At 67.2% G+C, this 23,084-nt stretch carries 23 protein-coding genes; 10 read left to right on the forward strand and 13 right to left on the reverse strand.

What is annotated here, in order from left to right:
* A complete protein-coding gene (locus tag ACRYLT_RS08505) occupies nucleotides 1–555 on the reverse strand; it encodes a F0F1 ATP synthase subunit delta (RefSeq protein WP_482663653.1) in 555 nt (184 codons plus the stop codon).
* Between the two features lie 240 nt (nucleotides 556–795).
* On the opposite strand from ACRYLT_RS08505, the gene ACRYLT_RS08510 reads away from it, so the two are divergent.
* The 3 genes from ACRYLT_RS08510 to ada all read left to right on the forward strand — a co-directional run bounded on the left by ACRYLT_RS08510 (nucleotide 796) and on the right by ada (nucleotide 4,139).
* Nucleotides 796–1,491 (forward strand): hypothetical protein, encoded by a 696-nt coding sequence (locus tag ACRYLT_RS08510; RefSeq protein ID WP_482663654.1) that lies wholly within the window; start codon nucleotides 796–798, stop codon nucleotides 1,489–1,491.
* 1,079 nt (nucleotides 1,492–2,570) lie between these two features.
* A complete protein-coding gene (locus ACRYLT_RS08515; RefSeq protein ID WP_482663655.1) occupies nucleotides 2,571–3,035 on the forward strand; it encodes a DUF1203 domain-containing protein in 465 nt (154 codons plus the stop codon).
* Nucleotides 3,036–3,038: 3 nt separating this feature from the next.
* Nucleotides 3,039–4,139, forward strand: a complete 1,101-nt coding sequence (gene ada / locus ACRYLT_RS08520; protein WP_482663656.1) for a bifunctional DNA-binding transcriptional regulator/O6-methylguanine-DNA methyltransferase Ada — start codon at nucleotides 3,039–3,041, stop codon at nucleotides 4,137–4,139.
* A 72-nt stretch (nucleotides 4,140–4,211) separates the two neighbouring features.
* Here ada and ACRYLT_RS08525 read toward each other — a convergent pair whose 3' ends face one another.
* The 3 genes from ACRYLT_RS08525 to ACRYLT_RS08535 form a co-directional block, all read right to left on the reverse strand.
* Nucleotides 4,212–5,774, reverse strand: coding sequence for a tetratricopeptide repeat protein (locus tag ACRYLT_RS08525; RefSeq protein WP_482663657.1), 1,563 nt, complete (start codon nucleotides 5,772–5,774; stop codon nucleotides 4,212–4,214).
* 71 nt (nucleotides 5,775–5,845) lie between these two features.
* Nucleotides 5,846–7,354 (reverse strand): S1C family serine protease, encoded by a 1,509-nt coding sequence (locus tag ACRYLT_RS08530; RefSeq protein WP_482663658.1) that lies wholly within the window; start codon nucleotides 7,352–7,354, stop codon nucleotides 5,846–5,848.
* A gap of 105 nt (nucleotides 7,355–7,459) precedes the next feature.
* Nucleotides 7,460–9,625: a primosomal protein N' gene (locus tag ACRYLT_RS08535; protein WP_482663659.1), complete on the reverse strand. Its 2,166-nt coding sequence runs from the start codon at nucleotides 9,623–9,625 to the stop codon at nucleotides 7,460–7,462.
* A gap of 116 nt (nucleotides 9,626–9,741) precedes the next feature.
* Here ACRYLT_RS08535 and ACRYLT_RS08540 point away from each other — a divergent pair, with 116 nt between their 5' ends.
* Both ACRYLT_RS08540 and ACRYLT_RS08545 read left to right on the forward strand, forming a co-directional pair.
* The gene (locus ACRYLT_RS08540; RefSeq protein WP_482663660.1) at nucleotides 9,742–11,145 is read left to right on the forward strand and encodes an amidohydrolase family protein; all 1,404 of its coding nucleotides are present in this window, start codon (nucleotides 9,742–9,744) and stop codon (nucleotides 11,143–11,145) included.
* 135 nt (nucleotides 11,146–11,280) lie between these two features.
* The gene (locus ACRYLT_RS08545) at nucleotides 11,281–11,952 is read left to right on the forward strand and encodes a DUF4197 domain-containing protein (protein WP_482663661.1); all 672 of its coding nucleotides are present in this window, start codon (nucleotides 11,281–11,283) and stop codon (nucleotides 11,950–11,952) included.
* On the opposite strand, the gene ACRYLT_RS08550 is transcribed toward ACRYLT_RS08545, so the two are convergent.
* Nucleotides 11,949–13,280, reverse strand: coding sequence for an MATE family efflux transporter (locus tag ACRYLT_RS08550; protein ID WP_482663662.1), 1,332 nt, complete (start codon nucleotides 13,278–13,280; stop codon nucleotides 11,949–11,951). The two genes, ACRYLT_RS08545 and ACRYLT_RS08550, sit on opposite strands and share 4 nt — an antisense overlap.
* A 175-nt stretch (nucleotides 13,281–13,455) precedes the next feature.
* Between ACRYLT_RS08550 and fsa the strand changes: the two genes are divergently transcribed.
* From fsa to ACRYLT_RS08570, 4 genes are all read left to right on the forward strand, one after another.
* Nucleotides 13,456–14,109: a fructose-6-phosphate aldolase gene (gene fsa, locus ACRYLT_RS08555; protein WP_482663663.1), complete on the forward strand. Its 654-nt coding sequence runs from the start codon at nucleotides 13,456–13,458 to the stop codon at nucleotides 14,107–14,109.
* A gap of 146 nt (nucleotides 14,110–14,255) precedes the next feature.
* Nucleotides 14,256–14,816, forward strand: coding sequence for a DUF484 family protein (locus ACRYLT_RS08560; protein WP_482663664.1), 561 nt, complete (start codon nucleotides 14,256–14,258; stop codon nucleotides 14,814–14,816).
* On the forward strand, nucleotides 14,801–15,736 hold the full coding sequence (locus ACRYLT_RS08565; RefSeq protein WP_482663665.1) for a tyrosine recombinase XerC: 936 nt from the start codon (nucleotides 14,801–14,803) through the stop codon (nucleotides 15,734–15,736). Before ACRYLT_RS08560 ends, ACRYLT_RS08565 begins: the two co-directional genes overlap by 16 nt.
* 17 nt (nucleotides 15,737–15,753) lie before the next feature.
* On the forward strand, nucleotides 15,754–16,137 hold the full coding sequence (locus ACRYLT_RS08570) for an MmcQ/YjbR family DNA-binding protein (RefSeq protein ID WP_482663666.1): 384 nt from the start codon (nucleotides 15,754–15,756) through the stop codon (nucleotides 16,135–16,137).
* On the opposite strand, the gene ACRYLT_RS08575 is transcribed toward ACRYLT_RS08570, so the two are convergent.
* Genes ACRYLT_RS08575 through rsmI form a run of 5 tightly spaced genes read right to left on the reverse strand, consistent with a single transcriptional unit; the run spans nucleotide 16,132 to nucleotide 19,330 of the window.
* Nucleotides 16,132–16,761 (reverse strand): DedA family protein, encoded by a 630-nt coding sequence (locus tag ACRYLT_RS08575; protein ID WP_482663667.1) that lies wholly within the window; start codon nucleotides 16,759–16,761, stop codon nucleotides 16,132–16,134. The genes ACRYLT_RS08570 and ACRYLT_RS08575 overlap by 6 nt on opposite strands.
* 17 nt (nucleotides 16,762–16,778) lie before the next feature.
* Nucleotides 16,779–17,726, reverse strand: coding sequence for a glutathione synthase (gene gshB, locus ACRYLT_RS08580; protein WP_482663668.1), 948 nt, complete (start codon nucleotides 17,724–17,726; stop codon nucleotides 16,779–16,781).
* Between the two features lie 31 nt (nucleotides 17,727–17,757).
* Complete coding sequence (locus ACRYLT_RS08585; protein WP_482663669.1) at nucleotides 17,758–18,108, reverse strand: YraN family protein; 351 nt, start codon at nucleotides 18,106–18,108, stop codon at nucleotides 17,758–17,760.
* On the reverse strand, nucleotides 18,105–18,491 hold the full coding sequence (locus ACRYLT_RS08590) for a hypothetical protein (protein WP_482663670.1): 387 nt from the start codon (nucleotides 18,489–18,491) through the stop codon (nucleotides 18,105–18,107). Before ACRYLT_RS08590 ends, ACRYLT_RS08585 begins: the two co-directional genes overlap by 4 nt.
* A complete protein-coding gene (rsmI, locus tag ACRYLT_RS08595) occupies nucleotides 18,488–19,330 on the reverse strand; it encodes a 16S rRNA (cytidine(1402)-2'-O)-methyltransferase (protein WP_482663671.1) in 843 nt (280 codons plus the stop codon). The genes ACRYLT_RS08590 and rsmI overlap by 4 nt, the downstream gene beginning before the upstream one ends.
* A 13-nt stretch (nucleotides 19,331–19,343) precedes the next feature.
* On the opposite strand from rsmI, the gene ACRYLT_RS08600 reads away from it, so the two are divergent.
* Entirely contained in the window at nucleotides 19,344–20,519 is a 1,176-nt protein-coding gene (locus tag ACRYLT_RS08600; RefSeq protein WP_482663672.1) for a penicillin-binding protein activator, read from the forward strand.
* Between the two features lie 21 nt (nucleotides 20,520–20,540).
* Here the strand turns inward: ACRYLT_RS08600 and hemW are convergent, their stop codons facing one another.
* The 3 genes from hemW to rph are packed head-to-tail and all read right to left on the reverse strand — an operon-like array spanning nucleotide 20,541 to nucleotide 23,022.
* Entirely contained in the window at nucleotides 20,541–21,665 is a 1,125-nt protein-coding gene (gene hemW / locus ACRYLT_RS08605) for a radical SAM family heme chaperone HemW (protein ID WP_482665427.1), read from the reverse strand.
* Complete coding sequence (gene rdgB / locus ACRYLT_RS08610; protein ID WP_482663673.1) at nucleotides 21,665–22,309, reverse strand: RdgB/HAM1 family non-canonical purine NTP pyrophosphatase; 645 nt, start codon at nucleotides 22,307–22,309, stop codon at nucleotides 21,665–21,667. The genes hemW and rdgB overlap by 1 nt, the downstream gene beginning before the upstream one ends.
* The gene (gene rph, locus ACRYLT_RS08615; protein WP_482663674.1) at nucleotides 22,306–23,022 is read right to left on the reverse strand and encodes a ribonuclease PH; all 717 of its coding nucleotides are present in this window, start codon (nucleotides 23,020–23,022) and stop codon (nucleotides 22,306–22,308) included. Before rph ends, rdgB begins: the two co-directional genes overlap by 4 nt.
* Nucleotides 23,023–23,084: the final 62 nt, after the last annotated feature.

A 23,084-nucleotide genomic window follows, 5' to 3' on the forward strand; every position in this document is an offset into this window, starting at 1 on the left:
TCAGCCTTTCATCGCATGCGCGAGGGTGTTGAGTTTCGTTCGGATCGAACCATCGATCATCTGGCTGCCGATCTTCACGACCAGCCCGCCAAGGATCGACGGATCGACGCTGAGGTCGACGGCAATGTCGCGGCCCATTCGGGCGCGGAGATTCTGCTTCAGGGCCGCCACCTGCCCGTCGTCGAGCGGGTGGGCGGAGGTGACTTCGGCGGTGATCTCGCCGCGGTGGCGGGCGGCGAGCAAGTTGAACGCCCGGATCACGTTGCCGAGATGGGAGAGCCGGCGGTTGCGGGCAAGAACGCCGAGAAAATTCCTGGTCAGCGGATCGATCTTCATCGCGTCCGCGGCCGCCGCGACCGCCGCAACCGCCGCTTCGCGGCCGATCAGCGGGCTGGTCGTCAGCTCGCGAAAGTCCTCGGATTCGGTCAGCGCCTGGCGAACCGCGGCGAGGCTCGCGCCGACGATTTCGAGCTGCTTCTCGTCACGGGCGAGCTCGAACAGGGCCAGAGCATAGCGCCCCGCCAGGCTTGCCTGAATGCCGCCGGAAATATCCACGCGCCTTGTAACTCCCAGATCGGATTTTCGCCCCATGCGAAAGGGTGCGCCGATGGCGCTCCCGGATGGGTCGGGGGCCCCCTAGCAGGGGCTTGGCTCCGACTCAAGGCGCACCAGATTGTGCCCTGAACCGCCGCCCTCTATCCTGTGTCGACGGGGAAGGCCGATGAAGCGCTTCCATGACGACCGGACGGCGATGTTCGACCTGGAAAGGACGGCGGCTCTGGCCCAGCTCTTCCAATGGCCGGCCGATGGCGCGACTCGGCCTGGCACAAACGCTTCCACGATCTCGCCTGGTTCGCCTCGCTCGAGCTGGCTTCGCCGGATCCTTTCTCCGGCCCCGACGGCATGCTTTATCTGCGGCTGAACCTGCCGCGCGAGGGCGCGGCGTTCGAGGCGCAGTGCCTGGCGGGGCTTGCCGAGCATTGCCTTTTGAACGCGACCGGAATCGTCCTCTTCACCGGCGCCGATCCGGCGGACGCGCCCCAGTTCGTCTATTCGTTCGGCGTGATCGATTCGATGGTCCGCTACGATCCGCCCGACGGCGATCCGGCCGACCTCGCCGATTGGGCGAGCCCGCCCGCGCCGCCGCCGAAGCGCGGCCTGTTCGGCTTCGGGCGCGAGCCGCCGCACCCGGTGCTCGTCGCCGCGCCGTCGGCCGATTATCTGCCGCCGCATTCGGCCCAGGCGCTCAACCATTATCTCACCGCGCGCTGGGATCTGCCCGACCCGCACGTCCAACTCCTCATCGATCCGCGGCAGAAGCCGACGCGCAATCTCGTCATCGGACGCAAGCGCAGCAGCTTTGCCGACGAAGGCCTGATGAATGGGCTGATGCACTATACGATGTGGTACCTGCCGCCGGGCCGCGGCCTGGCACTGATGCCGGAAGACTGGACCCTCGACCAGATGACGCCGCTGCGCGCGTATTTCTGATTGTCGGCTGAGAGGGGGAGCGTCAGGAGGTGGCGAGGTTTGGGGGTATGGCCGAACTAATGGTTAGGCAATTAGGTATTGTGTCCCCGGAACTCGATGACCGTCTCGTTCCCGGATCTTCGAGATCATCGCTTTGATGATCACCGTAGGCGAGAATTAGATTACCCGTATGCGTCCGGCCGTGCGCCGCAAAATGGACCTGGGATGCTAACGATGCGAGGGATCATAGTGACCGCGCTTGCGGGAGGTCTGATATCTATGGCCACTAGCGGCTGTAGTAGAGGTGACGTAGCGGCGATCGAGATCGATGGTCGCGTCTTTCATGTTCCCCCAGGACATTTGGTGCAGGAAACCATACCGTGGTTACCGGCGAGTCAGTCGGATGCATTGCGGTTTGTCATCAATCCCGAGGCCCAGCCTCAAGAGCAGCTAAGGGTGATAATAGAATCGACTGCAAGGACTTGTCACCCGACGACTCCTCCAGCGTCCAATCAGCTTGCCTCGGCTTGTGCAGCTGCTTCCGGCGGCGATGAAGCAGTTGATGAAAAGCAGAACTTTGATTTGGAGAAGGTTCACCGGGACGGAGACCCCACACAATGGGAGTATCGTTTGAAGGACCAAGGGACGGTGGTTGCGTCCTGCTTCGCATTATCTGATGACGGGAGTTCGGGGCTTTGCACGTCTCTCGGGCATTATAAGGACTTGGTGTACGCTGTTCGCTTGAGAGAGATCGATGTGACGCGTCTTCCGTCGATCCGGGCGAAGGTAGAGGAGCTCCTCTCGTCCTGGGAAGCCGAGAGGAGCAATGCATAGCAAGAAAACGCACTGGCACGGTCCCAGCGTTACCCGACCCCCAAACCGACGGCCCGCGCGAGCCGTTCGATCCCGCCACGCTTCTCCTTCATGAAGTTCCGGGGACACAATACTTAATTCGGCTGCGTCCTCCGTCTTGGGACCGGATCCGTGCGCCAAGGCGACAGCAGCTCGCAGAGCGCTTCCCACTTCGAAACTTTGACCGCAAGCGTCGGGACGCGGGCGCGCTTTCGCCGCGGCACAAAGGGCCGCGAAAGGAATGCGTCATGACCTATCGGATCGCCGGACTGGAACCGGACCCGTTCAAGCCGCTGTTCGGGATGAGCGACGGCGAACTGGCCGAGCGCAGGGCTCGGCGAGTGACCGCGGACTCTCCCGTGGGCTTTCCCTGCCGGGTGTCGCTGGAGGATGCGCGGCCGGGCGAGACGCTGCTGCTCGTCAACCATGTCTCCCACGACGCACCGACGCCGTTCCGGACGACCCACGCCATCTATGTTCGCGAGAATGCCAGTCGGGCCGAATTCGAGGATGAGGCGCCGCTCTATCTGGACCGCCGGACGCTGGGGCTTCGCGGGTTCGATTCGCAAGGCATGCTCCGTCACGCGCTGCTGGCGTTGCCCGGCGAGGCCGACGCCCGGATCCGGCAATTGCTGGAGCAGCCGGAGATCGAGGAGATTCACGCGCACAATGCGGCCTTCGGCTGCTTCCTCGCACGAGTGGAAAGGCACTGAACCATGGCAAGCGTTGCAACCGAACCCTATCGCGATAGACCTCAGGCCGTGAACGATGCCGCGCCCATTTCCGACGAAGCCGCCTGGGCGGCGGTGATGGCGCGCGACCGAAGCATGGACGGACGCTTCGTCACCGGCGTCTTCTCCACCGGAATCTACTGCCGCCCGTCCTGCGCCGCCCGCCACCCGAAGCGGGAAAATGTCGGCTTCTTCGCCAATGGCGAGGAGGCGCGCGCGGCGGGCCTGAGGCCGTGCCTTCGCTGCAGCCCCGACGACGTGTCGCGCGAGGAGGAGGCGCTGACGAAGGTATACCGGCTGCTCGCCGAGGCGGAGGAGGCGCCTTCGCTCGAGCAGCTGGCGCAGGCCTGCGGCTATTCGCCGCACCATTTCCACCGGCTGTTCAAGCGCGCCACCGGAGTCACTCCGGCCGCTTACTATCGGAGCCTTCGCGCCAGGCGCGCCCAGGAGGCGCTGGCGGAAAATGGCCGGATCACCGATGCCATCTACGATGCCGGCTATTCCGGCCCGGCCCGCTTCTATGCCGATGCCAAGCGACGGCTGGGGATGACTCCGTCCGCCTGGCGCAAGGGCGGGCAGGGGGAAACGATCCGCTGGGCCACGGCCGAGACCGCGCTCGGAACGATGCTGGTCGCCGCGACGGAGAAGGGGATCTGCCGATTGTCGTTCGACGAGGACGAACCGGCGCTTCGCAAACATTTTCCCAGGGCAAGGATCGAAGCGGGCGGACCGGAAATGGCCGATCTTCTCCAACGGACGGTGGCGGCGGTGAACGCGCCGGAAAAGCCGCACGATCTTCCGCTCGACGTTCGTGGAACCGCCTTCCAGGAGGCGGTCTGGCGCGAGCTGACCCGGATCCCGCCGGGCGAAACCCGAACCTATGCCCAGATCGCGGCGGCGGTCGGCCGGCCCGGGGCGGTTCGCGCGGCAGGAAGCGCCAATGGCGACAATGCCGTCGCGGTGCTGATTCCCTGCCACCGGGTCATCCGAACCGACGGCAGCCTTGGCGGCTATGCCTACGGCCTCGAGCGCAAGGCGAAGCTGCTCGAACGGGAAGGGGCCTGGAAGGCCGCAGAGGCGGAATGACGAGATTCGATCCGTCTTCTCAGGGGCCGACTTCGACTTTCGTCCGCGGGTCGTCCGAAGCGATCGTCGCCGTCACTCCTGGCCGACCGATCCGCCGCTGCGCTGCTCGACCCTCGATTCAAGCCGGGTAAGCATTTCGCGCGCCGTCTCGCGCCGTTGGGTACCGGCTTGCCGGTTTCGGTCCTCGAGCCGCTCACGCTCCCGCCGCTGGCGTTCGGACTCGCCCCGCCGGATCGGCGTCCGATAGGCTTCCGGGCGGATGATCGCGATTGCCTCGCGAATCATGTTCCGTTGCTCGAAGTCGCGCGCCAGCTTGTAGCTGAGCTCGCCGTCGCTCGGAGCGAGCTCGTGGGCCGTATAAAGGGCGTTCTGTGCATCCTCCGGCGGAAGCACGCCTTGATCGGCAAAGCTGTCATAATAAGCCTCGAAGACGAGGGGATCGTTGGGCGCGGCGGTCATTGCCGCCCGAAGCGGCGCGCGTGCCGCCTCCCAGGCGCGCTGGTCGGTCGATCGGGCCGCCCGCAGTCGAGCAATCTCGATCCTGGACTTGCGCATCACCGCCCGCGGATTTCCCGGCTGGATCTGCAGCCAGCGTTCCGCTGCGGCCGCCGCAGCGTCGAGATTGCCGGCCAGCTGCTCGGCCTCGGCAACGAGGGCCAGCGCGAACGGATTGTCCGGGAAGCGGCCAGCGATCGAGCGGATCTCGCTGGCCCGCTCGGCGATATCCCGTACGGACACGCCCTGACTGAGCTTGATCTCATATTCGATCAAAGCCTGCTCCGCCGGCGAAAGGGTGCGGACACTGATCGGTCCGACATCGATGGTCCGGAACGGAAGGCGGACGACGTCGAAGCGGCTGCGCCCGGCATAATTGTAGAGCTCGTTATTGAGCCGCCCAATGTCTCCGAACGCCTGGCGAGCGGCATCGGCATAGGACGCGCCGGCCTGGATCAGCCGCAGATATTCCTGAAGCTGACGACGACGGTCGGAATTCTCGAAAATGTACCGGTTGAGCAGCCACCCCTGGGCGTAGATCAGGTCGACGTCGGGAATGTCGGCATAAGTCTGCGCGGTCAGCAGGCGACTGAGCGGTACCCAACGTCCCTGAACGAAGGATCCGAAGCGGCCTTCCTGAGGCCGACCCACCTCGACCACATCATTGTCGAGGAACTCGATGGTGGCCCACAACTCAGGATAGCCCTCGCTGTACCAGGTCGGGTAAGTCGCCGGGAAATACTGGTACATGAAATGGTGGACATATTCGTGGAACAGGATCAGTTCCGGGTCGAAGCGCCGGTTTGATCCGGCCGCACGCATTCCGACGAACATCAGCCCTCGCGCATCGGAGATGTAGTAGCCGGCAATGCCGCTACCCGGAGCCCCGATCATGCGCTGGACCGCGTCGATATTGTCGAGCAGGAACACTCGGAAGCGCGGTGCCGCCTCGACTTCACGCACATTGTGAAAGGTTCGAAGCACGTAGTTGAACTTTTCGAGCTTGGTCGCGAACTCGCGCGCAACCTCTTCGCTGCCCTCGGTATAGACGACGAAGTTCGCTGATGTCGCTTCCCGCCATTCGGCCTGTGCGGCGGTCGAAAAGAACAGGCCGAAGACGACCAAAAGCTTGCGAATCATTGACGAGCCCCCGTCTTTCAAGGCTTCGGACTAGGTCAATTGACAAGCTATTGCAACGGGATGGCCTTTGCTCAGCCGGATCGTGACCCGGGCTCGCACTGATAGACGAGCCGCTCGTTGGGCAGCTCCGGAAGCTGTTCGAGGATCTGGCGCTGCCGTTCCGCGAGCTGGATCCGCGCTTCCTCCCCGGCCGCGCAGGACTTGGTCTCCTCGCCGCCGCGAAGCGCGCGCACCCGGTCCATGGCCTCGGCGCCGAGCTGGTAGCGGGTGACCACATATTCGCCGGTCGCCGGGTGGAATTCGAGCACGGACACCGCCTGTTCGGAGGCCGGCGCGAGGACCCGGCTCCAGACATCGCCGTTGCGGGCATATTGGGTTCGGCCGTTGACGCAGCCGCTCGCGCTCCATTGCAGCGGGACGTCCTGGGCGGAGGTGACCGTCACCCGGCTCCGCTCCGCCACCAGCCGGCAGAGATTCTGGCCGACAAACCGGCTCGGCTCGGAATCGGCGGCGGCTTTGCCCTCAGCCGGGAGCTCGACCTGGGCATCGCTCCGGCTCGGTCGGGTCAGGAAGACGGCGACCGAAGCGATCAGCAGGATCGCTCCGCCGGCGGCGAGCGGGATCACCGCTTTCTGCTGGTTCTTGACGACTAGGATGCCCGCGCCGCCGAACGCCAGAAGCGAAAGGACGAGCAGCAGCACGGAGAGGGCGAGTCGGGTTTCGCGCGATTCCTCGATCGCCGCCACCGCCCGCTCGCGCGCTTCCTCGAGCTGGCGCTCGCGCTGCGCCGCTTCGGCCTGGCGCCTCCGTTCCTCGGCCGCCGCCCGGGCTTCGTCCTGGCGCAGGCGTTCGGCCATGGCGACGCAGTCGGTGCCGATCGTCTGGAACGGCTGATTGGCCTGGCGGAGGAAGGCGGTGAGCTCGCGATTGGAGACGGCAAAGGCGAAGGGCGCATCGCCCTGCTCGTTGCGGGTGATCAGGGTGTTCACTCCAAGCACCCGGCCGCAGGGGTCGAGCAACGGGCCGCCGCTATGGCCGCGGGCGATGTTGGCCGTGTGGAGCAGGGTCGAAATGCCGTTGATCGCCCGGGCGTTGGAGAAGATTCCCACCGATCGGGTGGGCGGCAGCGGAGTGATATAGTCGCCGGCCGAGCGCGCAGTGGCGAGATCGACATTGCCCGGATAGCCGAGCGCCGCCACCTCCTCGCCGTCATTGAGTGGCCCGACATAAAGCGGGATGGGCGGAATGCTCCCCTCGACGACTTCGAGCAAGGCGAGGTCGCGCGCCTGGTCGATGGCGAGGATCCGGGCGCCGTAGGACTTGCTGCCCTCCGAAGGGACGACCCCGACGACGACGCTGTCCGGATATTCGGCGGCCGGAGCGACGACATGGGCGTTGGTCACGATCCGGTTGGGGGCAACCGCAAAGCCGCTGCCATGACCGAAATCGGCCGGTTCGCCATCTTCGAAGGCGATGACGACCACCCGAACCACGCTCCGCCCGGCGACCGAAATGTCGTCGGCGTGCAGCGGGGTCGCCAGGGTCAGCGCCGCCAGCAGGAAAAGCAGAAAACGAGCCATGAGTCCCTTCGCCAGGTGGCGCGCCTTCTTATGGGGGACGGCGCTCCCCTGGCAAGCGCGGGACGGTGTCCGCCGGCTCGCCGGAAGGCGGCGAACGCCTCGCGATCAAAGAAAGGAATAAGGGTCGACGTCGACATTGACCCGCACGCCGCGCGGCCATTCGAGCTGCCCCAGCCAGTCGCGGATGATGTCCTGCACCGGCACCGATCGGGCGGCGTGGACGAGCAGCCGAAGGCGGTGGCGGCCGCGGAGCATGGCGAGCGGGGCGGGGGCGGGGCCGAACACGGCCATGTTGTCGTGGCTGGGCGCGGCCCGGCCGATCATCCGCGCCGCCTCCGTGGCTTCGGCCTGGTCCTCGGCGGAGACGATGATCGCGGCGAGCCGTCCGAAGGGCGGCATCGCCGCTTCGCGGCGGGCATCCGTCTCGGCCGCATAGAAGCCTTCGCTGTCGCCGCTGACGAGGGCGCTGATCACCGGCGCCGAGGGATCGTGGGTCTGGACGAGGACTCGGCCCGGCTTGTCGCCCCGGCCGGCCCGGCCGGAAACCTGCTGGATCTGCTGAAAGCTCCGTTCGGCGGCGCGAAGGTCGCCGCCGGAAAGGCCGAGATCCGCGTCGACCACGCCGACCAGGGTCAGGTTGGGGAAATGATAGCCCTTGGTGACGAGCTGGGTGCCGATGACAATGTCGATCTCGCCCGCCTCCATCCGGCCGACGAACTCGGCCGCCTTGGCCGGAGACCAGATCGTGTCGGAGGTGACGACGGCGGTCCGGGCCTCCGGGAACAAGGCTCGGACCTCGTCGGCGATCCGCTCGACGCCGGGCCCGCAGGCGACCAGGCTGTCCTCCTCCTTGCATTCCGGGCAGGCCTTCGGGGTCGGCATGACATGGCCGCAATGATGGCAGGCGAGCCGGCGGGTGAAGCGATGCTCGACCATCCAGGCGGTGCAGTTCGGGCACTGGAAGCGGTAGCCGCAATGACGGCAAAGGGTCAGCGGCGCATAGCCGCGCCGGTTGAGGAAGAGCAGGCTCTGCTCGCCCGCCCCGAGGTTCGCCTCCAGCTCGGCGACCAGGGCCGGGGCAAGCCAGCGGCCGCGCGGCGGCGGATCCTGGATCAGGTCGAGCGCCGCCATGTCCGGAAGGCGAGCGCCGCCATAGCGATCGGACAGCCTGATCTCGCGATAGGTTCCGGTCTCGACCATGTGGCGGGTTTCGATCGCCGGAGTCGCGGAGGCGAGCACGACCGGAATCGCCTCCAGCTTGGCGCGCATCACGGCAACGTCGCGGGCGTGATACTGAACGCCGTCCTCCTGCTTGAAGCTCGCCTCATGCGCCTCGTCGACGACGATCAGGCCGAGCTTCGGATAGGGCAGGAACAAAGCCGAACGGGCGCCGACCGTCACCCGCGCTTCGCCGCTGGCGATCGACCGCCAGGCGCGGCGCCGCTGCGACTGCCGAAGCCCCGAATGCCAGGCGACCGGCTCGGCGCCGAAGCGGGCGGCGAAGCGCTTGAGGAAGGGTTCCGTCAATGCGATCTCGGGGAGGAGGACGAGCGTCTGGCGGCCCCGCCGGAGCGCTTCGGCGATCGCCTCGAAATAGACTTCGGTCTTGCCCGATCCGGTGACTCCGTCGAGCAGAAAGGGCGCGAATTCGGCGCCGGCAACCGCTTCCCTGAGCTCCGCGGCCGCTTCGGCCTGGACCGGCTCCAGCGCTGGCGGGCCGTGGCCGGGGTCCGGTTCGGGATAGGGCTCGTCGATCGTCACCTCGACCGGTTCGATCGCCCCCGACTTGACCAGGCCGCGAATGACCGCGTCCGAGACGCCGCCGATCATCGCCAGTTCGCGGATCAGGCCCATGCGGTCGCCGATCCGCTCCAGCGCCTGGGCACGCTGCGGAGTCAGCCGGTCGGGCACATGGCCGGTGGCGCGATATTCGGTAACGGTCCGGGCGCCTTCCAGGGCGCTCGACGAAGGCAGCGCCATCCGCAGGACGGCGCCGAGCGGCGCCAGATAATAATCGGCCGTCCACTCGATCAGCCGCCGAAGCGGCTCCGGCAAGGGCGGCAGATCGAAGGCCTGGAGAAGCGGCCGGAGCCGATAGTCGCCGACTTCCTCCGTCGGCGCCCGTTCCGGTTCCCAGACGACTCCGACCAGCTGCCTCGGCCCGAGCGGCGCGACGACGATCGAGCCCGGCTCGATCGCCATCCCGTTCGGTACCCGATAGTCGAGCGGGCCCAAGGCGGCATTGAGGAGGATGACTCGCGCGCGGCTCACGCTCGGGGCCGTCCCCTTGCCGCTCGCTTCAGGGGTGTTTCGGATCTTCCGGTGGACACGACCTTCCACTAGCCTTGGGAGTGGTGCGGGCGGAACCCCGAACCTGAGGAGCTTGGATGCGACTGCGCGATCTGGGCGGCCGATGGGTCGCAACCGTGATTCTGTGCCTCGCCTGCGCCTGCCAGTCGGTGCCGCAGGACACCGAAGAAGTCGTGACCGCATTCATCGGAGTCTCGGTGATTCCGATGAACGACGCGGAGACTCTGCTCACGGACCAGACGGTGATCGTCCGAGGCGGTCGGATCGCACAGATCGGGGCGCGGCGGAACGTTCGGGTGCCGTCGGACGCGCGAAGGATCGACGGGTCGGGCCGGTTCCTCGTGCCCGGGCTCGCCGACATGCACGTCCACCTCGAATATATCGAGGACCCCGACATCCTTCAGCTGTTCGTCGCCCAGGGGGTGACGAGCGTGCGCAGCATGGACGGGCGGCCCTTCATCCTCGACTGGCGCCGCCGAGTGGCGGCCGGCGAGCTGGTCGGCCCGACGATCCGAACGGCAGGACCGATTATCGACGGCTCGCCCCCCGCTCGCGACGACAATCTGGCCGTCGCCGACGGGGCGGCCGCCGAAGCTGCGGTGCAGGAGCAGGCACGGCAAGGCTATGACTTCGTCAAGCTCTATACGAACCTTTCGGCCGAAGCCTATCGAAGCGCGGTGGCGGCGGCTCGAGAGCGCCGACTTGGCGTTTCCGGGCATGTGCCACGGCGCGTCGCGCTCGCCGAGGCGATCGCGGGCCAGGATTCGATCGAACATCTCGCCGATCATGGCGAGGCGCTGCAGGTTGGCGACGGCCCGGAGGGGAGGCGGTGGCACTGGTCCATGCTCTACCTGGCCCAGCCCCTGGCCCTGGAGAGACTGCCGGCACTCGCCGCGCGATTGCGGCAGGCCGGAACCTGGACGGTGCCGACGCTCGTTCAGGCCGAACGGGCGCTTGGGCGGCCGGAACAGATTGCCGCCTGGGACGAAGCGCCGGAGATGGCAGCCATCCCCGCAGCGGGCAGGGAGCAGTGGCGCGCACAGGCGCGGCGGAGCGCCAGTCGCCTTGACGACGAGGATTGGCAGGTCGTGGAGCGAGGCCGCCGTAACCGCCAGGCCCTCGTCCGAGCGCTGCACGAAGGCGGCGCCGGCCTCCTCGCCGGCACCGACACGCCCAACCCGTTCGTGGTCCCGGGCGTCTCGCTCCATGAGGAGCTTGCTTTGTTCGTCGCTTCGGGGCTGACCCCGGGCGAGGCCCTGCTGGCGGCCACGCGAGATGCCGCGCGCTTCCTCGGGGAGGAGCAGGACTGGGGCACGATCGCCGTCGGGCGAAGGGCCGATCTGTTGCTCCTGGAGGCCAATCCGCTGGCCGACATCGCCAACAGCCGCCGGCGCGCCGGGGTCATGCTTTCGGGTCGCTGGTTCGACCGGGCGCAGCTGGACGTCATGTTCGGTGCACTGACCCGCGAAGAACGACGCTAGCCCGCTTTCCTGCTGGGCGCGGGAATCGGCCTCGGGGGCGATCGCGCGCGCGGCGGATCGTCTCGCTCCCGCAACATAAGCGGCCTTCGGCCGTTCCGCCTCCGTCAATTGCACCGCAACGAACCGGAGGCGGAGATGGACCTGTTGCTTGACCGGCGCCGAATGATCCTGGGCGGCTGCGCGGTTTCCCTGCTCGCCTTTCCCGGCTGCTCGACGCTGGGCGGCTTCGGCTTCGAGGACGCGATCCGCCGCTTGCTGACCATTTCCTCGCAGCGCGCCTTTGCCCGCCTGCTCCAGGAAAACGGCTTCTTCTCGGACGAGCTCGCCCGGGTGCCGCTTCCCCCCGAACTGGGCGGCGCGGGGACGGCGGCATCGGCCCTTCTGCGGGTGCCGCTCGTGCAGAACCAGCTGCTCCAGCTGATGAACCGGGCGGCGGCCGAGGCGGCGGAGACGGCGGCGCCGATCGTCTACGATTCGATCCGAAGCATGAGCATCATGGATGCGGCTTCGATCATCCGCGGCGGTCCGACGGCGGCCACCGACCATCTTCAGCGCATCATGGGCAATGCCATCGTCGATGCCCTGTTTCCGGGCGTCGGCCAGGCGCTCCGGCTGTTCGACAATGGCGTGATCAACCAGGTGGTGAGGCTCGCGACCGGGATCGACTTCAACCGGCTTCAGGCGCACGTCACCCAGTCCGCCGCGACCGGGATCTATCGTGCCATCGGCCGCGAGGAAGCGGCGATCCGCGCAAATCCGCGGGAAACGGGCGACCCGGTGCTGGCGGGCGTGTTCGGGATTCTCTAGGCCGCGAAGGTCCTTCGGACCAGGCCTGGAAGGAGCAGGGCCTGTCCGGCCGCGCGAGCGACCAGGAACAAGGAGAAAGCGAGCCACAGGCCGTGATTGCCGAGCGGGCCGGTGAGGATCAGGAGCAGGCCGTAGACGGCAAAGGCGGCGGCCATGGTCAGCAGCATGGCTCGGGTCCAGGTCGCGCCGATATAGATTCCGTCGAACACATAGGACGGCACGCCGAGCACCGGCAGAAGCACCGCCCAGCCGACATAAGCGAGGGTGGTTTCCACCACGACGGGATCGGTACTGAAGCTCGCCGCGAAGGCCGGGCCGACTAGGGCGTAGGCTCCGGTGATCAGCCCGCCGCAGGCCAGCCCCCAAAGCAGCAGCGCACGCACCAGCCGGTCGAAGCGCTTCCGGTCGCGGCTTCCCACGGCCTCCCCGCACAAGACCTGGGCGGCGCTCTCGAACCCGTCGAGGATCAGGGCGGAAAGGATGAATAGCTGATAGAGAATGCCGTTGGCGGCGAGGATCGCCGGCCCTTCATGGGCGCCGTCGCGAGTCACCAGCAGGATCGCCCCGGTAAGAAGAAGGGTGCGAACGAAGAGGTCTCGGTTCAGCCGGAACAGGGCCGCCAGCGCCGGCCGCGACCAGGTGGCGGAATCGCGCAGCAGCTTCGGCACAAGCGCCGCCGGCGGCTCACGAAGGGCGGCCACGGCAATGATCGCGAGCTTGCCGCCTTCGGATGCGAGAGTTGCCGCCGCCACCCCGGCGACGCCCCAGCCGAAGCCGAGCACGAACAGCAGGGCGAGAAGGATGTGGACGAGGTTGGCGGCGATCTCGACATGAAGAACGGTCTTCACCCGTCGCCGGGCGATCAGCCAGCCCACCAGCACCGCGTTGAGCAGCCAGAGCGCGCCGCCCCAATAGCGGATCTCGACATAGGAGCGCGCCTGCGCCGCGACCTCGCCCTGGGCGTGGAGCAGGTCGAGCCCGAAGGGAATGGCGATCGGCATCAGGGCAAGCAGCGCCACTCCGATCGCCAGCGCGATCCCGCCGGCGCGGATCAGGGTCCGCGCCTGTTCCTCGGCATTTCCGCGCCCCGAAGCCTGGGCGGTCAGAGCGATCGTTCCGGTCCTCAGGAAGTTGAAGACGACGAGCAGCCCCATCATGAACTTGGCGCCGACCTCGACTCCGGCCTGGGCCGGAGAATCGCCGAGCTGGCCGATCACCCACAGGTCGGCGAGGCCGAACAGGGCGGTCGCGACATTGGTCAGCATCGACGGCAGGGCGATCGCCCAGATCGACTTGTGAAGCGCCCGGGTGTCGGCTGGCAAACTCATTCCATCGTCAGTATGGCCATCGTCAGTATGGCCATCGTCAGTCTGGCCATCGTCAGGAAGGCCGCGATGGTGGCGATTCCGCTCCGATCCAGCGCATTTTGCCCTCCACCGATTGCCGAGCCGGCCGCTCCCACGCTAAGCGGAGCCGGTCAATCGCCCGCTTCAGGAAAATCCCATGAAATTCTTCGTCGACACCGCCGATACCGCCGAGATTCGCGACCTGGCCGAAACCGGCCTGCTCGACGGAGTCACCACCAATCCGAGCCTGATCCACAAGGCGGGGCGCGATTTCCTGGAGGTGGTTCGGGAGATTTGCGGGCTCGTGTCCGGCCCGGTTTCCGCCGAGGTGGTGGCGACCGACCATGACGAGATGATGCGCGAAGCCGAGATCCTCCGGAAGATCGCCGACAATATCGCCGTCAAGGTGCCGCTGACCATCGACGGTCTGAAGACGTGCCGGAAGCTCACCGCCGACGGCACCATGGTGAACGTCACGCTCTGCTTTTCCGCCAACCAGGCTTTGCTCGCCGCCAAGGCGGGAGCCACCTTCATCTCTCCCTTCCTCGGCCGGCTCGACGATATCGGCCAGACCGGGATGGAACTGATCGCCGACATCCGGCTGATCTACGACAATTACGACTTCGAAACCCAGATCCTCGCCGCGAGCATCCGCCACCCGATCCACGTCCACGAGGCCGCGAAGCTCGGCGCCGACGTGATGACCGCTCCGCCGGCCGTGATCCGCCAGCTGTTCAAGCATCCGCTGACGGACAATGGCCTCAAGGCCTTCCTGGCCGACTGGGAGAAGACCGGCCAGCGGATCGGCTGATCCGGCTGAAGCCTTGCAGGAGAGGCGGCCGGCGCCGGTCCGAGGGCCTGCGGCCGATCGGGCCGAATCGGCGGAAACTCCGCCGGGAAAGGCCCGTCATCAAGGCCATCGCTTCTTAACCATATTCGGGTTAGCCTTGTCCGAAGATGGGACGGGTGATCAACTTCGAGGATCGGGCGCTGGCGCATCTGCGCGCCCGGGTCGCGGCGGCGGAGGAGGCCAATCAGGACCTCATCGCCTTCGCTCGGGGGCATTCCGGGGCGGTTTCGTCGATCCATGAAGCCGTGCTTGCCGCGATCGAGGCCGAGGGCCTCGATCATCTGATCCACATCGTCACCCAGGAATGGCCGCAGATTCTCGGGCTCGATTCGGTGGCGGTGGCGCTCTGGGCGGGCGACACGGGGGTTCGCGCCGACGCTTCGGGCCTGCAGTTCGTCAATCCACGACTGATCGAGCGATCCCTGCAGGACGTGGACGGGGTGCTGCTTCGCGGAGTCGAGCGCGGCCATCCCCTGTTCGGGCCGGCCTGCGAGCTGATCCGCGCCGAAGCCCTGATCCGGCTGGCGGCCGAGCCGCCGCTGCCGAACGGCGTGCTTGCGCTTGGCCAGCGCGGCAGCCAGTGCTTCGAAACTCCGCATGGATCGGAGCTCCTCCTCTTCCTCGGGCGGGTGCTCGCCCGCTGCATGGGCCGGTGGCTGATACCCTGACGCCCGGCCCGGCCAGTCACCCGGCGCGGCTCATCGCCCGGCGCTGGCACGACCATCTTGCGCGCGAGCGCCGCCGGTCCGCGCATACGGTTCGAGCCTATGTCGCCACGGCCCACCGGCTGATCGATTTCCTTTCGGACCATCTGGGGCAGGCGGTGGACGGCGAGGCCCTGTGCGGGCTCCGGACGGCGGATCTTCGCGCCTATCTCACCGTCAGGCGAGCGGACGGGCTCGGCAATGCTTCGGCGGCGCGCGAGCTTTCCGCGGTTCGCGGCTTCCTTGCCTTTGCGGCTTCCGAACAGGGACGGCCGCCCGCCGTGCCGCCGCTCAGAGGTCCCAAGAAACAGCGCAGCATCCCCCGGCCCGTTTCTCCCGACGAAGCGGTGTCGCTGGCCGAGGAAGCCGCCGAGGATTCGGCCGAACCCTGGATCGCCGCCCGTAACGAGGCGGTCCTGCTTCTGCTTTACGGCTCTGGACTTCGGGTTGCCGAGGCGCTCGGGCTCACCGGCGCAGCCTTGCCGCTGGGCGAGTCGCTCAGCGTCACCGGCAAGCGCTCCAAGACCCGGATCGTGCCGTTGCTTCCTGCCGTGAGGAGCGCGATCGAGGACTATCTCCGGCTCTGCCCCTATCCGGCGGGCAAGGACCTGCCGCTATTCCGCGGGGCTCGCGGCGGTCCGCTTCGGGGAGAGATCGTCCGCCGCGCCGTGCGCAAGGCGCGGGCCTCGCTCGGCCTCAGCGAGCGGACCACGCCGCACGCCCTCCGGCACAGTTTCGCGACTCACCTGCTCGGGCGAGGGGCCGACCTTCGCTCGCTTCAGGAACTGCTGGGACATGCCAGCCTTTCTTCGACCCAGATCTACACCGCCGTCGATGCCGCGCATCTGATGGACGTCTATCGCCACGCTCATCCGCGCGCCTGATCGAAGAAGGAGGGGGAATGAGCGCCCAAACCGACGCGGTGCTTGCCGAGCTCCGGGCCTTCGGGCTCGGCTTTCCGGGCGCGCACCTCAAGTCGCCCTGGCCGAACCATGAGGATCTGGCGGTCAACGACAAGACCTTCGCCTATCTGCCGACCGCGGGGCAAAGGTTCAGCCTTTCCTGCAAGCTTCCCTATACGGGCACGCTTGCGCTCGATCTGCCCTTTGCCGTGCCGACGGCCTACGGCCTTGGAAAGAGCGGCTGGGTCACGTTCGAGCCTTCGGAAGACGCCTTGCCCGAAATCGGCCAGCTCAAGGCCTGGATCGAGGAAAGCTACCGGGCGCAGGCGCCGCGCCGGCTGGTCAGGGCTCTGGACGAGAGGGCTGGGATCGAGGGCTCATAAACTGTCCCCGGCCCCGTCACGCTTCTTGTGGCGGCGTTTCCAGGTGAATTGTCGCCAGACATAGAAGAGGACGATGGCGGTCACCACGGCCGACGAAATCGGGCCGATCACTTCCTCAACGCGGTCGAACTGCTGCCCCAGCACATAGCCCGACAGGGCCAGAGCGCCGCTCCAGGCCGCCGTTCCGATCGTCGACCAGGCCAGGAACTTGACGAGCTGCATGTGAACGAGGCCGGCGGGAATCGAGATGACCGATCGGATCGTCGGGATCATCCGACCGACTCCGACCACCACCGATCCGAACCGGCCGAACAGCCTCTCCACGCGCTCGACATCGTACCAGTCCATCGTCAGCCAGCGGCCATGGCGTTCGACGAACGGAGCGAAACGCTTGAGCCCGACCCAGCGCGCGACCAGGTACCAGAAGAGATTGCCGGTCATCGCCCCGGCGGTTCCGGCCGCGATCACCCCGCCGATCGACATCGGCCCGCCCGAAGCGCGAAGGCCCGCGACCGGCATGATCACTTCGGACGGAATCGGCGGAAACACCGTTTCCAGAAGCATCAGAAAGAACACTCCGGCATAGCCGGTGCTGTCGATCAGCTGGATCACCCAGTCGGTCATCGTTCAGGACCCGGCGCTCAGCCCAGCTTCGCCTCGATCGCGTCCCAGATCCGGGCCGGCGTATCGGTGCCGTTGAAACGGTCGATCGCCACGATTCCGGTCGGCGAGGTGACGTTGATTTCGGTAAGCCATTTCCCGCCGATGACGTCGATCCCGACGAAGAGGAGACCCCGAACCTTCAGCTCCGGCCCCAGCGCCTCGCAGATTTCGCGCTCCTCCGGCGTCAGTTCGGTCTTCGCCGCCTTTCCGCCGACGGCGAGGTTCGATCGGATTTCGCCTTCGCCCGGTATCCGGTTGACGGCGCCGGCCACTTCGCCGTCGACGAAGACGATCCGCTTGTCGCCATGAACGATGTCGGGGAGGAAGGCCTGGACGACGTGCGGTTCCCGATAGGCGGTGTTGAACACTTCGATCAGCGAGGAAAGATTCTCGCCGTTGCGGCCGATCTTGAACACCGCCTTGCCGCCATTGCCGTGAAGCGGCTTGACGACGATCTCGCCATGTTCGGCGAGGAAGCGGCGGGCCACGTCGAGCGATCGGGTGACGACGGTGGGAGGCATGAACCGGGCATGATCGAGCACCCAGACCTTTTCCGGCGCATTGCGCACGCTTGCCGGATCGTTGACGACAAGGGTCTCGCCCTGGATCCGTTCAAGCAGGTGGGTGGCGGTGATGTAGCCGAGGTCGAAGGGCGGGTCCTGGCGCATCAGGACGACATCGACGTCGCGGCCGAGATCGAGCAGCTGCGGCTCCCCGAAGCGGAAATGGTCGCCCGGGACGTGCTGGACCGAAACCGGGCGAGCGGTGGTCAGCAGCCGCCCGCCGACCCAGCTCAGCTCCTCGGCCAGATAGTGGTAAAGGCGGTGCCCGCGGGCCTGGGCGCCGAGCATGATGGCGAAGGTCGAATCGCCCTCGATGTTGATCCGCTCCAGCGGGTCCATCTGAACGGCGACGCGAAGGTTCATGCGGTCCGCTTAGGCGAGCCGAAACCCGCTGTCACCCATGCCAGATATTGGGCCAGTGCCTGGGCAGCCGGCGGGGAACGATGAACAGGGCGTCTATCCTTATGTCGTCCCCGGCCCGGGCATAGCGTGGCGTCAGCGCCTCGGCGGCCCTCGCCACCCGGCGAAGACGATAATCGTCCAGGGCAAGCTCGGCTTCTTCGACGCTGGAGCGGGCTTTCACCTCGACGAAGGCCAGGGTTCGGCCTCGGCGCGCGATCAGGTCGACTTCGCCGACCGGCGTTCGCGCCCGGACCGCCAGGATCCGCCAGCCCTTCAGCCGGAGCCACCAGGCGGCGAGCCGTTCCGCCCGACGTCCCTGCCGCTCGGCCTCTTTCCGGTTCAAAGGGCGGGGCAGCGGCGGAACGTTTCCGTCGCTCCGGTCGCGAAGCGCTTGCGAAACTCGTCACGCCCGACTCGCTCGATTCGGGAAACGGCCGGCCGGCCGATTCGGTCTTCCTCCGGTTCGGCCTGCTCGAACCGTTCGGTGGCGGTCTCGATCAGTCGATCGCCTTCGATTCGCCAGGTGCCGCGCTCGTCGAACAGCTGATAGCTTCCATCCGCGGCGTAGCGGATCGGCAGTCCGGACGCGCAGGCGAGGGGATGCTCGACATCCTCGCCGAGCATCAGCCACGTCCCGACCAGCCAGTGCCGGTCGGCGGATTCCCGCGGCAGGGACGCGCAGCCCGAAAGGAGGAGCGAAGCGGCGACGGCGGCCATGAGCCTCATTCCGGCTTCGCCTTCAGCCTTTGGGCCCGCTCGTAGGCGAGCCGCTTCGGGACTCCCAGGCGCTGAGCGACCTCGGTCGCGGCCCGGGAAGGGGAAAGGCGGGTGAGGGCATCCTCCAGCGCGGAATCGACCGCCGCCTCGTCCGCCGGCTCGGCCGGCGCCGGAGGCCCGACGACGATGACAATCTCGCCCTTGGGCGGCGAGCCGGAATAGCGATCGGCCAGCTCGCCGAGAGTGCCGATGGCCGTTTCCTCGAACGCCTTGCTGATTTCGCGCACCACCGCGGCTTCGCGGTCGCCGAGCCCTTCGCTCAGGGCGGCCAGCGACCCCGAAAGGCGCGGCCCGCTTTCATAGAAGATCAGGGTGCCGTCGAACGTTCCGGCTTCGGCGATGGCGGAGGCGCGCTGGCCCGGCTTGGCGGGAAGGAAGCCGAAAAAGGCGAAGCGGTCGGTCGGAAGACCGGCCAGGGTCAGTGCGGCGATGGCGGCGCTGGGCCCCGGAATGGTGGTGACGTGGACTCCGGCGGCCCGGGCATCGCGGACCAGCTTGTAGCCCGGATCGGAGATGAGCGGCGTTCCCGCATCGGAAACGAGAGCGACGGACTCGCCGCGCATCCGCTCGATCAGTCCGGGCCGGACGCGATCGGCATTATGGTCGTGATAGGGGACCATCGGCCGCTTCGCCCCGATATGGTTGAGCAGCTTGCCCGTGACCCGGCTGTCCTCCACCGCCAGAATATCGGCGCAAGCCAGGACTTTGGCCGCACGGGGGCTCAGATCGGAAAGATTGCCGATGGGGGTGGCAACGATATAGAGGCCGGGATCGAGCTTTTCGTCCATGGAGGCCCCCGTCATGGCATTTCAGTCGCACCGCCCGCAAGCTTGGACGCTGGGCAAGCTTGCGGCGCTTGCGTTCCTCGCCGCAGCGGTCGCCGGCTGCATTCCGCGTTCGCGCCCGATCCAGACGCCGCCCGAACCGGACCGCGACGAACAGCCGGATCGGCCCTCGCGACTGCCGCCGGACGAAACCCGCAATCGGGTCGCCGTGCTGGTTCCGCTTTCCGGCAGCAATTCCGGGCTCGGCCAGTCGATCCTCAACGCCGCCAACCTAGCGCTGCTCGACACCGGCGGCGAGCGGATCCGGATCACCGCCTACGATACCAGCACCGGCGCCGCGGCCGCGGCCAACGAGGCGCTCGCCGACGGCAACGGGATCATCCTCGGCCCGCTCCTCGCCGAGGACGTTCGCGCGGTGGCGCCGATCGCCCGGCGCGAGGACGTGCCGGTGATCGCCTTTTCCAACGACGTCAGCGTCGCCGGGGATGGAGTCTATATCATGGGCTTCAATCCGGCCCAGTCGATCGACCGGGTGGTTTCCTTCGCCCGTTCGCGCGGCGCCCAGCGCTTCGGAGCGCTGGTGCCGAGCGGCATCTATGGCGAGCGCAGCGGGCAGGCGATGATCTCGGCGGTGGAGGGCGCCGGCGGCCGGCTCGTCGGAATGCAGAATTACGATCGAAGCGCCGCCAGTCTTCGGACGGCCGCGACTCGCCTGTCGGCGCAGGGGCAATTCGACGCGGTGCTGATCGCCGACGGAGCCCAGTTCGCGCTTCCGGCGCTTCCGATCGTCCGCCAGTCCTCGCCGCAGCCGCGAATCCTCGGCACCGAATTATGGGCCACGGAGAATAATCTGGGCGCCAATGCCGGTCTTCGCGGCGCCTGGTTCGCGGCTCCGTCCGATTCGATGTTCGCCGCTTTTCGAACCCGCTACCGGGCGCGCTACAACGCCAATCCCTATCGGCTTGCAACGCTCGGCTATGATGCCGTTCTGCTCACGGTCCGGATCGCCGCCGACTGGCGGATCGGGCGCCGCTTTCCGGAGCGGGCGCTGCGCGACTCGACCGGCTTCGTCGGCGTGGATGGAGCCTTCCGCTTCGGGCGCGACGGAATTGCCGAGCGGGCGCTGGAAGTCCGCGAGGTCGGCCCGCGGGGAACGACAATCGTCTCGCCCGCACCGCGCGGCTTCAACTGACGCCAAACGCGCCGTCCACATCTAGCGGACGATCTCCGCAAGGATCGCGTCGAGCAGGAGCCTTCCGGCCGGGCTTGCCCGAAGCCGCTCGTCCTTTCGCTCGAGAAGGCCCTGCTCGAGGAGCCGGGTGACGGCGCCCTGGTCGATCGGATAGTCCCTCCGGGCGAGATCGATCCCCTCGACGAGCCTCAGGCCCATCAGCAGCGCTTCGAGTCCGCTTTCGGCGGGATCGATGGCCCGCTCCTCCTGGATCCCATGCCCGTTGCGGGCCAGAGCGGCGAGCCAGTTTTCCGGCTTTCGGTGGCGCTGGGTGAAGCAAGCGTCGCGTCGACCATGGGCGCCCGGGCCGATCCCAACATAGTGGCGGTAGCGCCAGTAAGCGAGATTGTGGCGACTTTCCTCGCCGGCTCGGGCGTGGTTGGAAATCTCATAAGCGGGAAGCCCGGCGGCGGCGGTCAGTTCCTGGGTCAGTTCATAGAGGGCGGCGCCCTGGTCGGGGTCCGAAGGCTCGAGTTCGCCGCGCGCCGCCATCGCGGCGAAGCGGGTGCCCGGTTCGATCGTCAGCTGGTAAAGCGAAAGATGTCCGGTGCCGAAGGAAAGCGCCTCCTCAAGCTCGGCCGCCCAATCCTCCTCCGTCTGCCCCGGCAGGGCATAGATCAGGTCGAAGCTGACCCGCCGGAACGCGGACTGGGCGGTTCCCAGCGCCATCAGCGCTTCCTCGACATTGTGCGCCCGGCCCAGGAATTGGAGACGTTCGTCGTCGAGCGACTGAAGCCCGAGCGAGACCCGGTTCACCCCGGCTCTTGCCAGGTCGGCGAACCTTCGCGCCTCGACCGAGGAAGGATTGGCTTCCAGCGTGATCTCGATGTCGGAAGCGAAGCCCCAATGCGCCTCGGCCGACTCGATCAGTGCCGCGACGGTCGCCGGCGGCATCAGCGACGGCGTTCCGCCGCCGAAGAAGATGGACGTCAGTTTGCGATTGCGGGTCGATTCCGCCTCATGGGCGAGGTCCGCGATCAGCGCCGTCCGCCATTCGTCCTGGTCCACCGATTCCCGAACGTGGCTGTTGAAATCGCAATAGGGACATTTGGAGACGCAGAAGGGCCAGTGGACGTAGAGGGCGAGACCCTCCTCCTCGTCGCGAATCACAGCAAGGCAGCCACCAGCTTCCGAAACGCGTCGGCGCGGTGGCTGATCCGGTGCTTCTCGGCGGGATCCATCTCAGCGAAGGTGATGTCGTGGCCGGCCGGAACGAACATCGGGTCGTAGCCGAAGCCCTGGTCGCCGCGCGGAGGCCAGACGAGGGTTCCGTCGACCCGGCCTTCGAACCACTCGCTATGTCCGTCCGGCCAGCAGACCGCGAGCGCGCAGACGAAATGGGCGTTGCGGCTGACGTCGGGGCCAAGCGCTTCCATCTCTTCCTGGACCCGACGCATCGCCAGGTTGAAGTCGCGCGCTCCGGTCACTTCGCCGGGGCCGCCTTCAGGAGGCACGCTCGCGTCGCTCAGGGCCCAGCGTGCCGAAAAGATCCCGGGACGCTCGCCGAGCGCCTCGACGCACAGCCCGCTGTCGTCGGCGATCGCCACCATTCCGGACAGGTCGGCCGCGGCGCGGGCCTTGAGGTCGGCATTGTCGATGAAGGTGGTGCCGATTTCGTCCGGCTCCGGAAGATCGAGCTCGGCCGCCGAGACGGGCTCGATCCCGAACGGACCGAGCAGCTCGGCAATCTCGCGCACCTTGCCCGAATTGTGGCTGGCGATCACCAGCCGCCCGGGCTCCAGCTTCCTCATCGGCCGGTCGCCCGATCCTGGGCCGCGAAGATTTCCGCGCAGCCGATCCGCGCCAGGCGGAGAAGTCTCAGCAGCTCTTCCTCGTCGAAGCATTCGCCTTCCGCCGTAATCTGGGCCTCGACCAGCTTGCCGTCGCCGGTGAGCACGAAATTGCCGTCGCAGCCGGCCGAGCTGTCCTCGACATAATCGAGGTCGAGCACTGCGGTTCCGTCATGAATGCCGCAGCTCACCGCCGCCACCTTCTGCCGGATCGGATCGCGCTCGATCTGCCGGTCGGCGATCAGCTTGTCGATGGCGATCCTGAGCGCCACCCAGGCGCCGGAAATCGCAGCGGTACGAGTCCCGCCATCGGCCTGGATGACGTCGCAATCGAGGGTCACCTGCCGCTCGCCGAGCGCCTCCAGGTCGACGATGGCGCGAAGCGAACGGCCGATCAGCCGCTGGATTTCCTGGGTTCGGCCCGATTGCTTGCCGCCGGCCGCCTCGCGCCGGCCGCGCGTATGGGTGGCCCTGGGCAGCATTCCATATTCGGCGGTCACCCAGCCGCGGCCCTTGCCTCGGAGCCAGGAAGGCAGGCTCGTCTCGATCGATGCGGTGCACAGCACGCGCGTGTCGCCGAAACCGACCAGGCAGCTTCCTTCCGCATGACGGGTGAAGCCGGGCTCCATGATGATGGCCCGCATCTGATCGGGGGCGCGTCCGGATGGGCGCATGACGTTCCTTTCTCTAGAAGCGGCGGCCTTAGGGTCCGCACCCGAAACCGGCAAGGCTGGCG

This window comes from Sphingosinicella sp. SM1-17, from assembly GCF_056821765.1.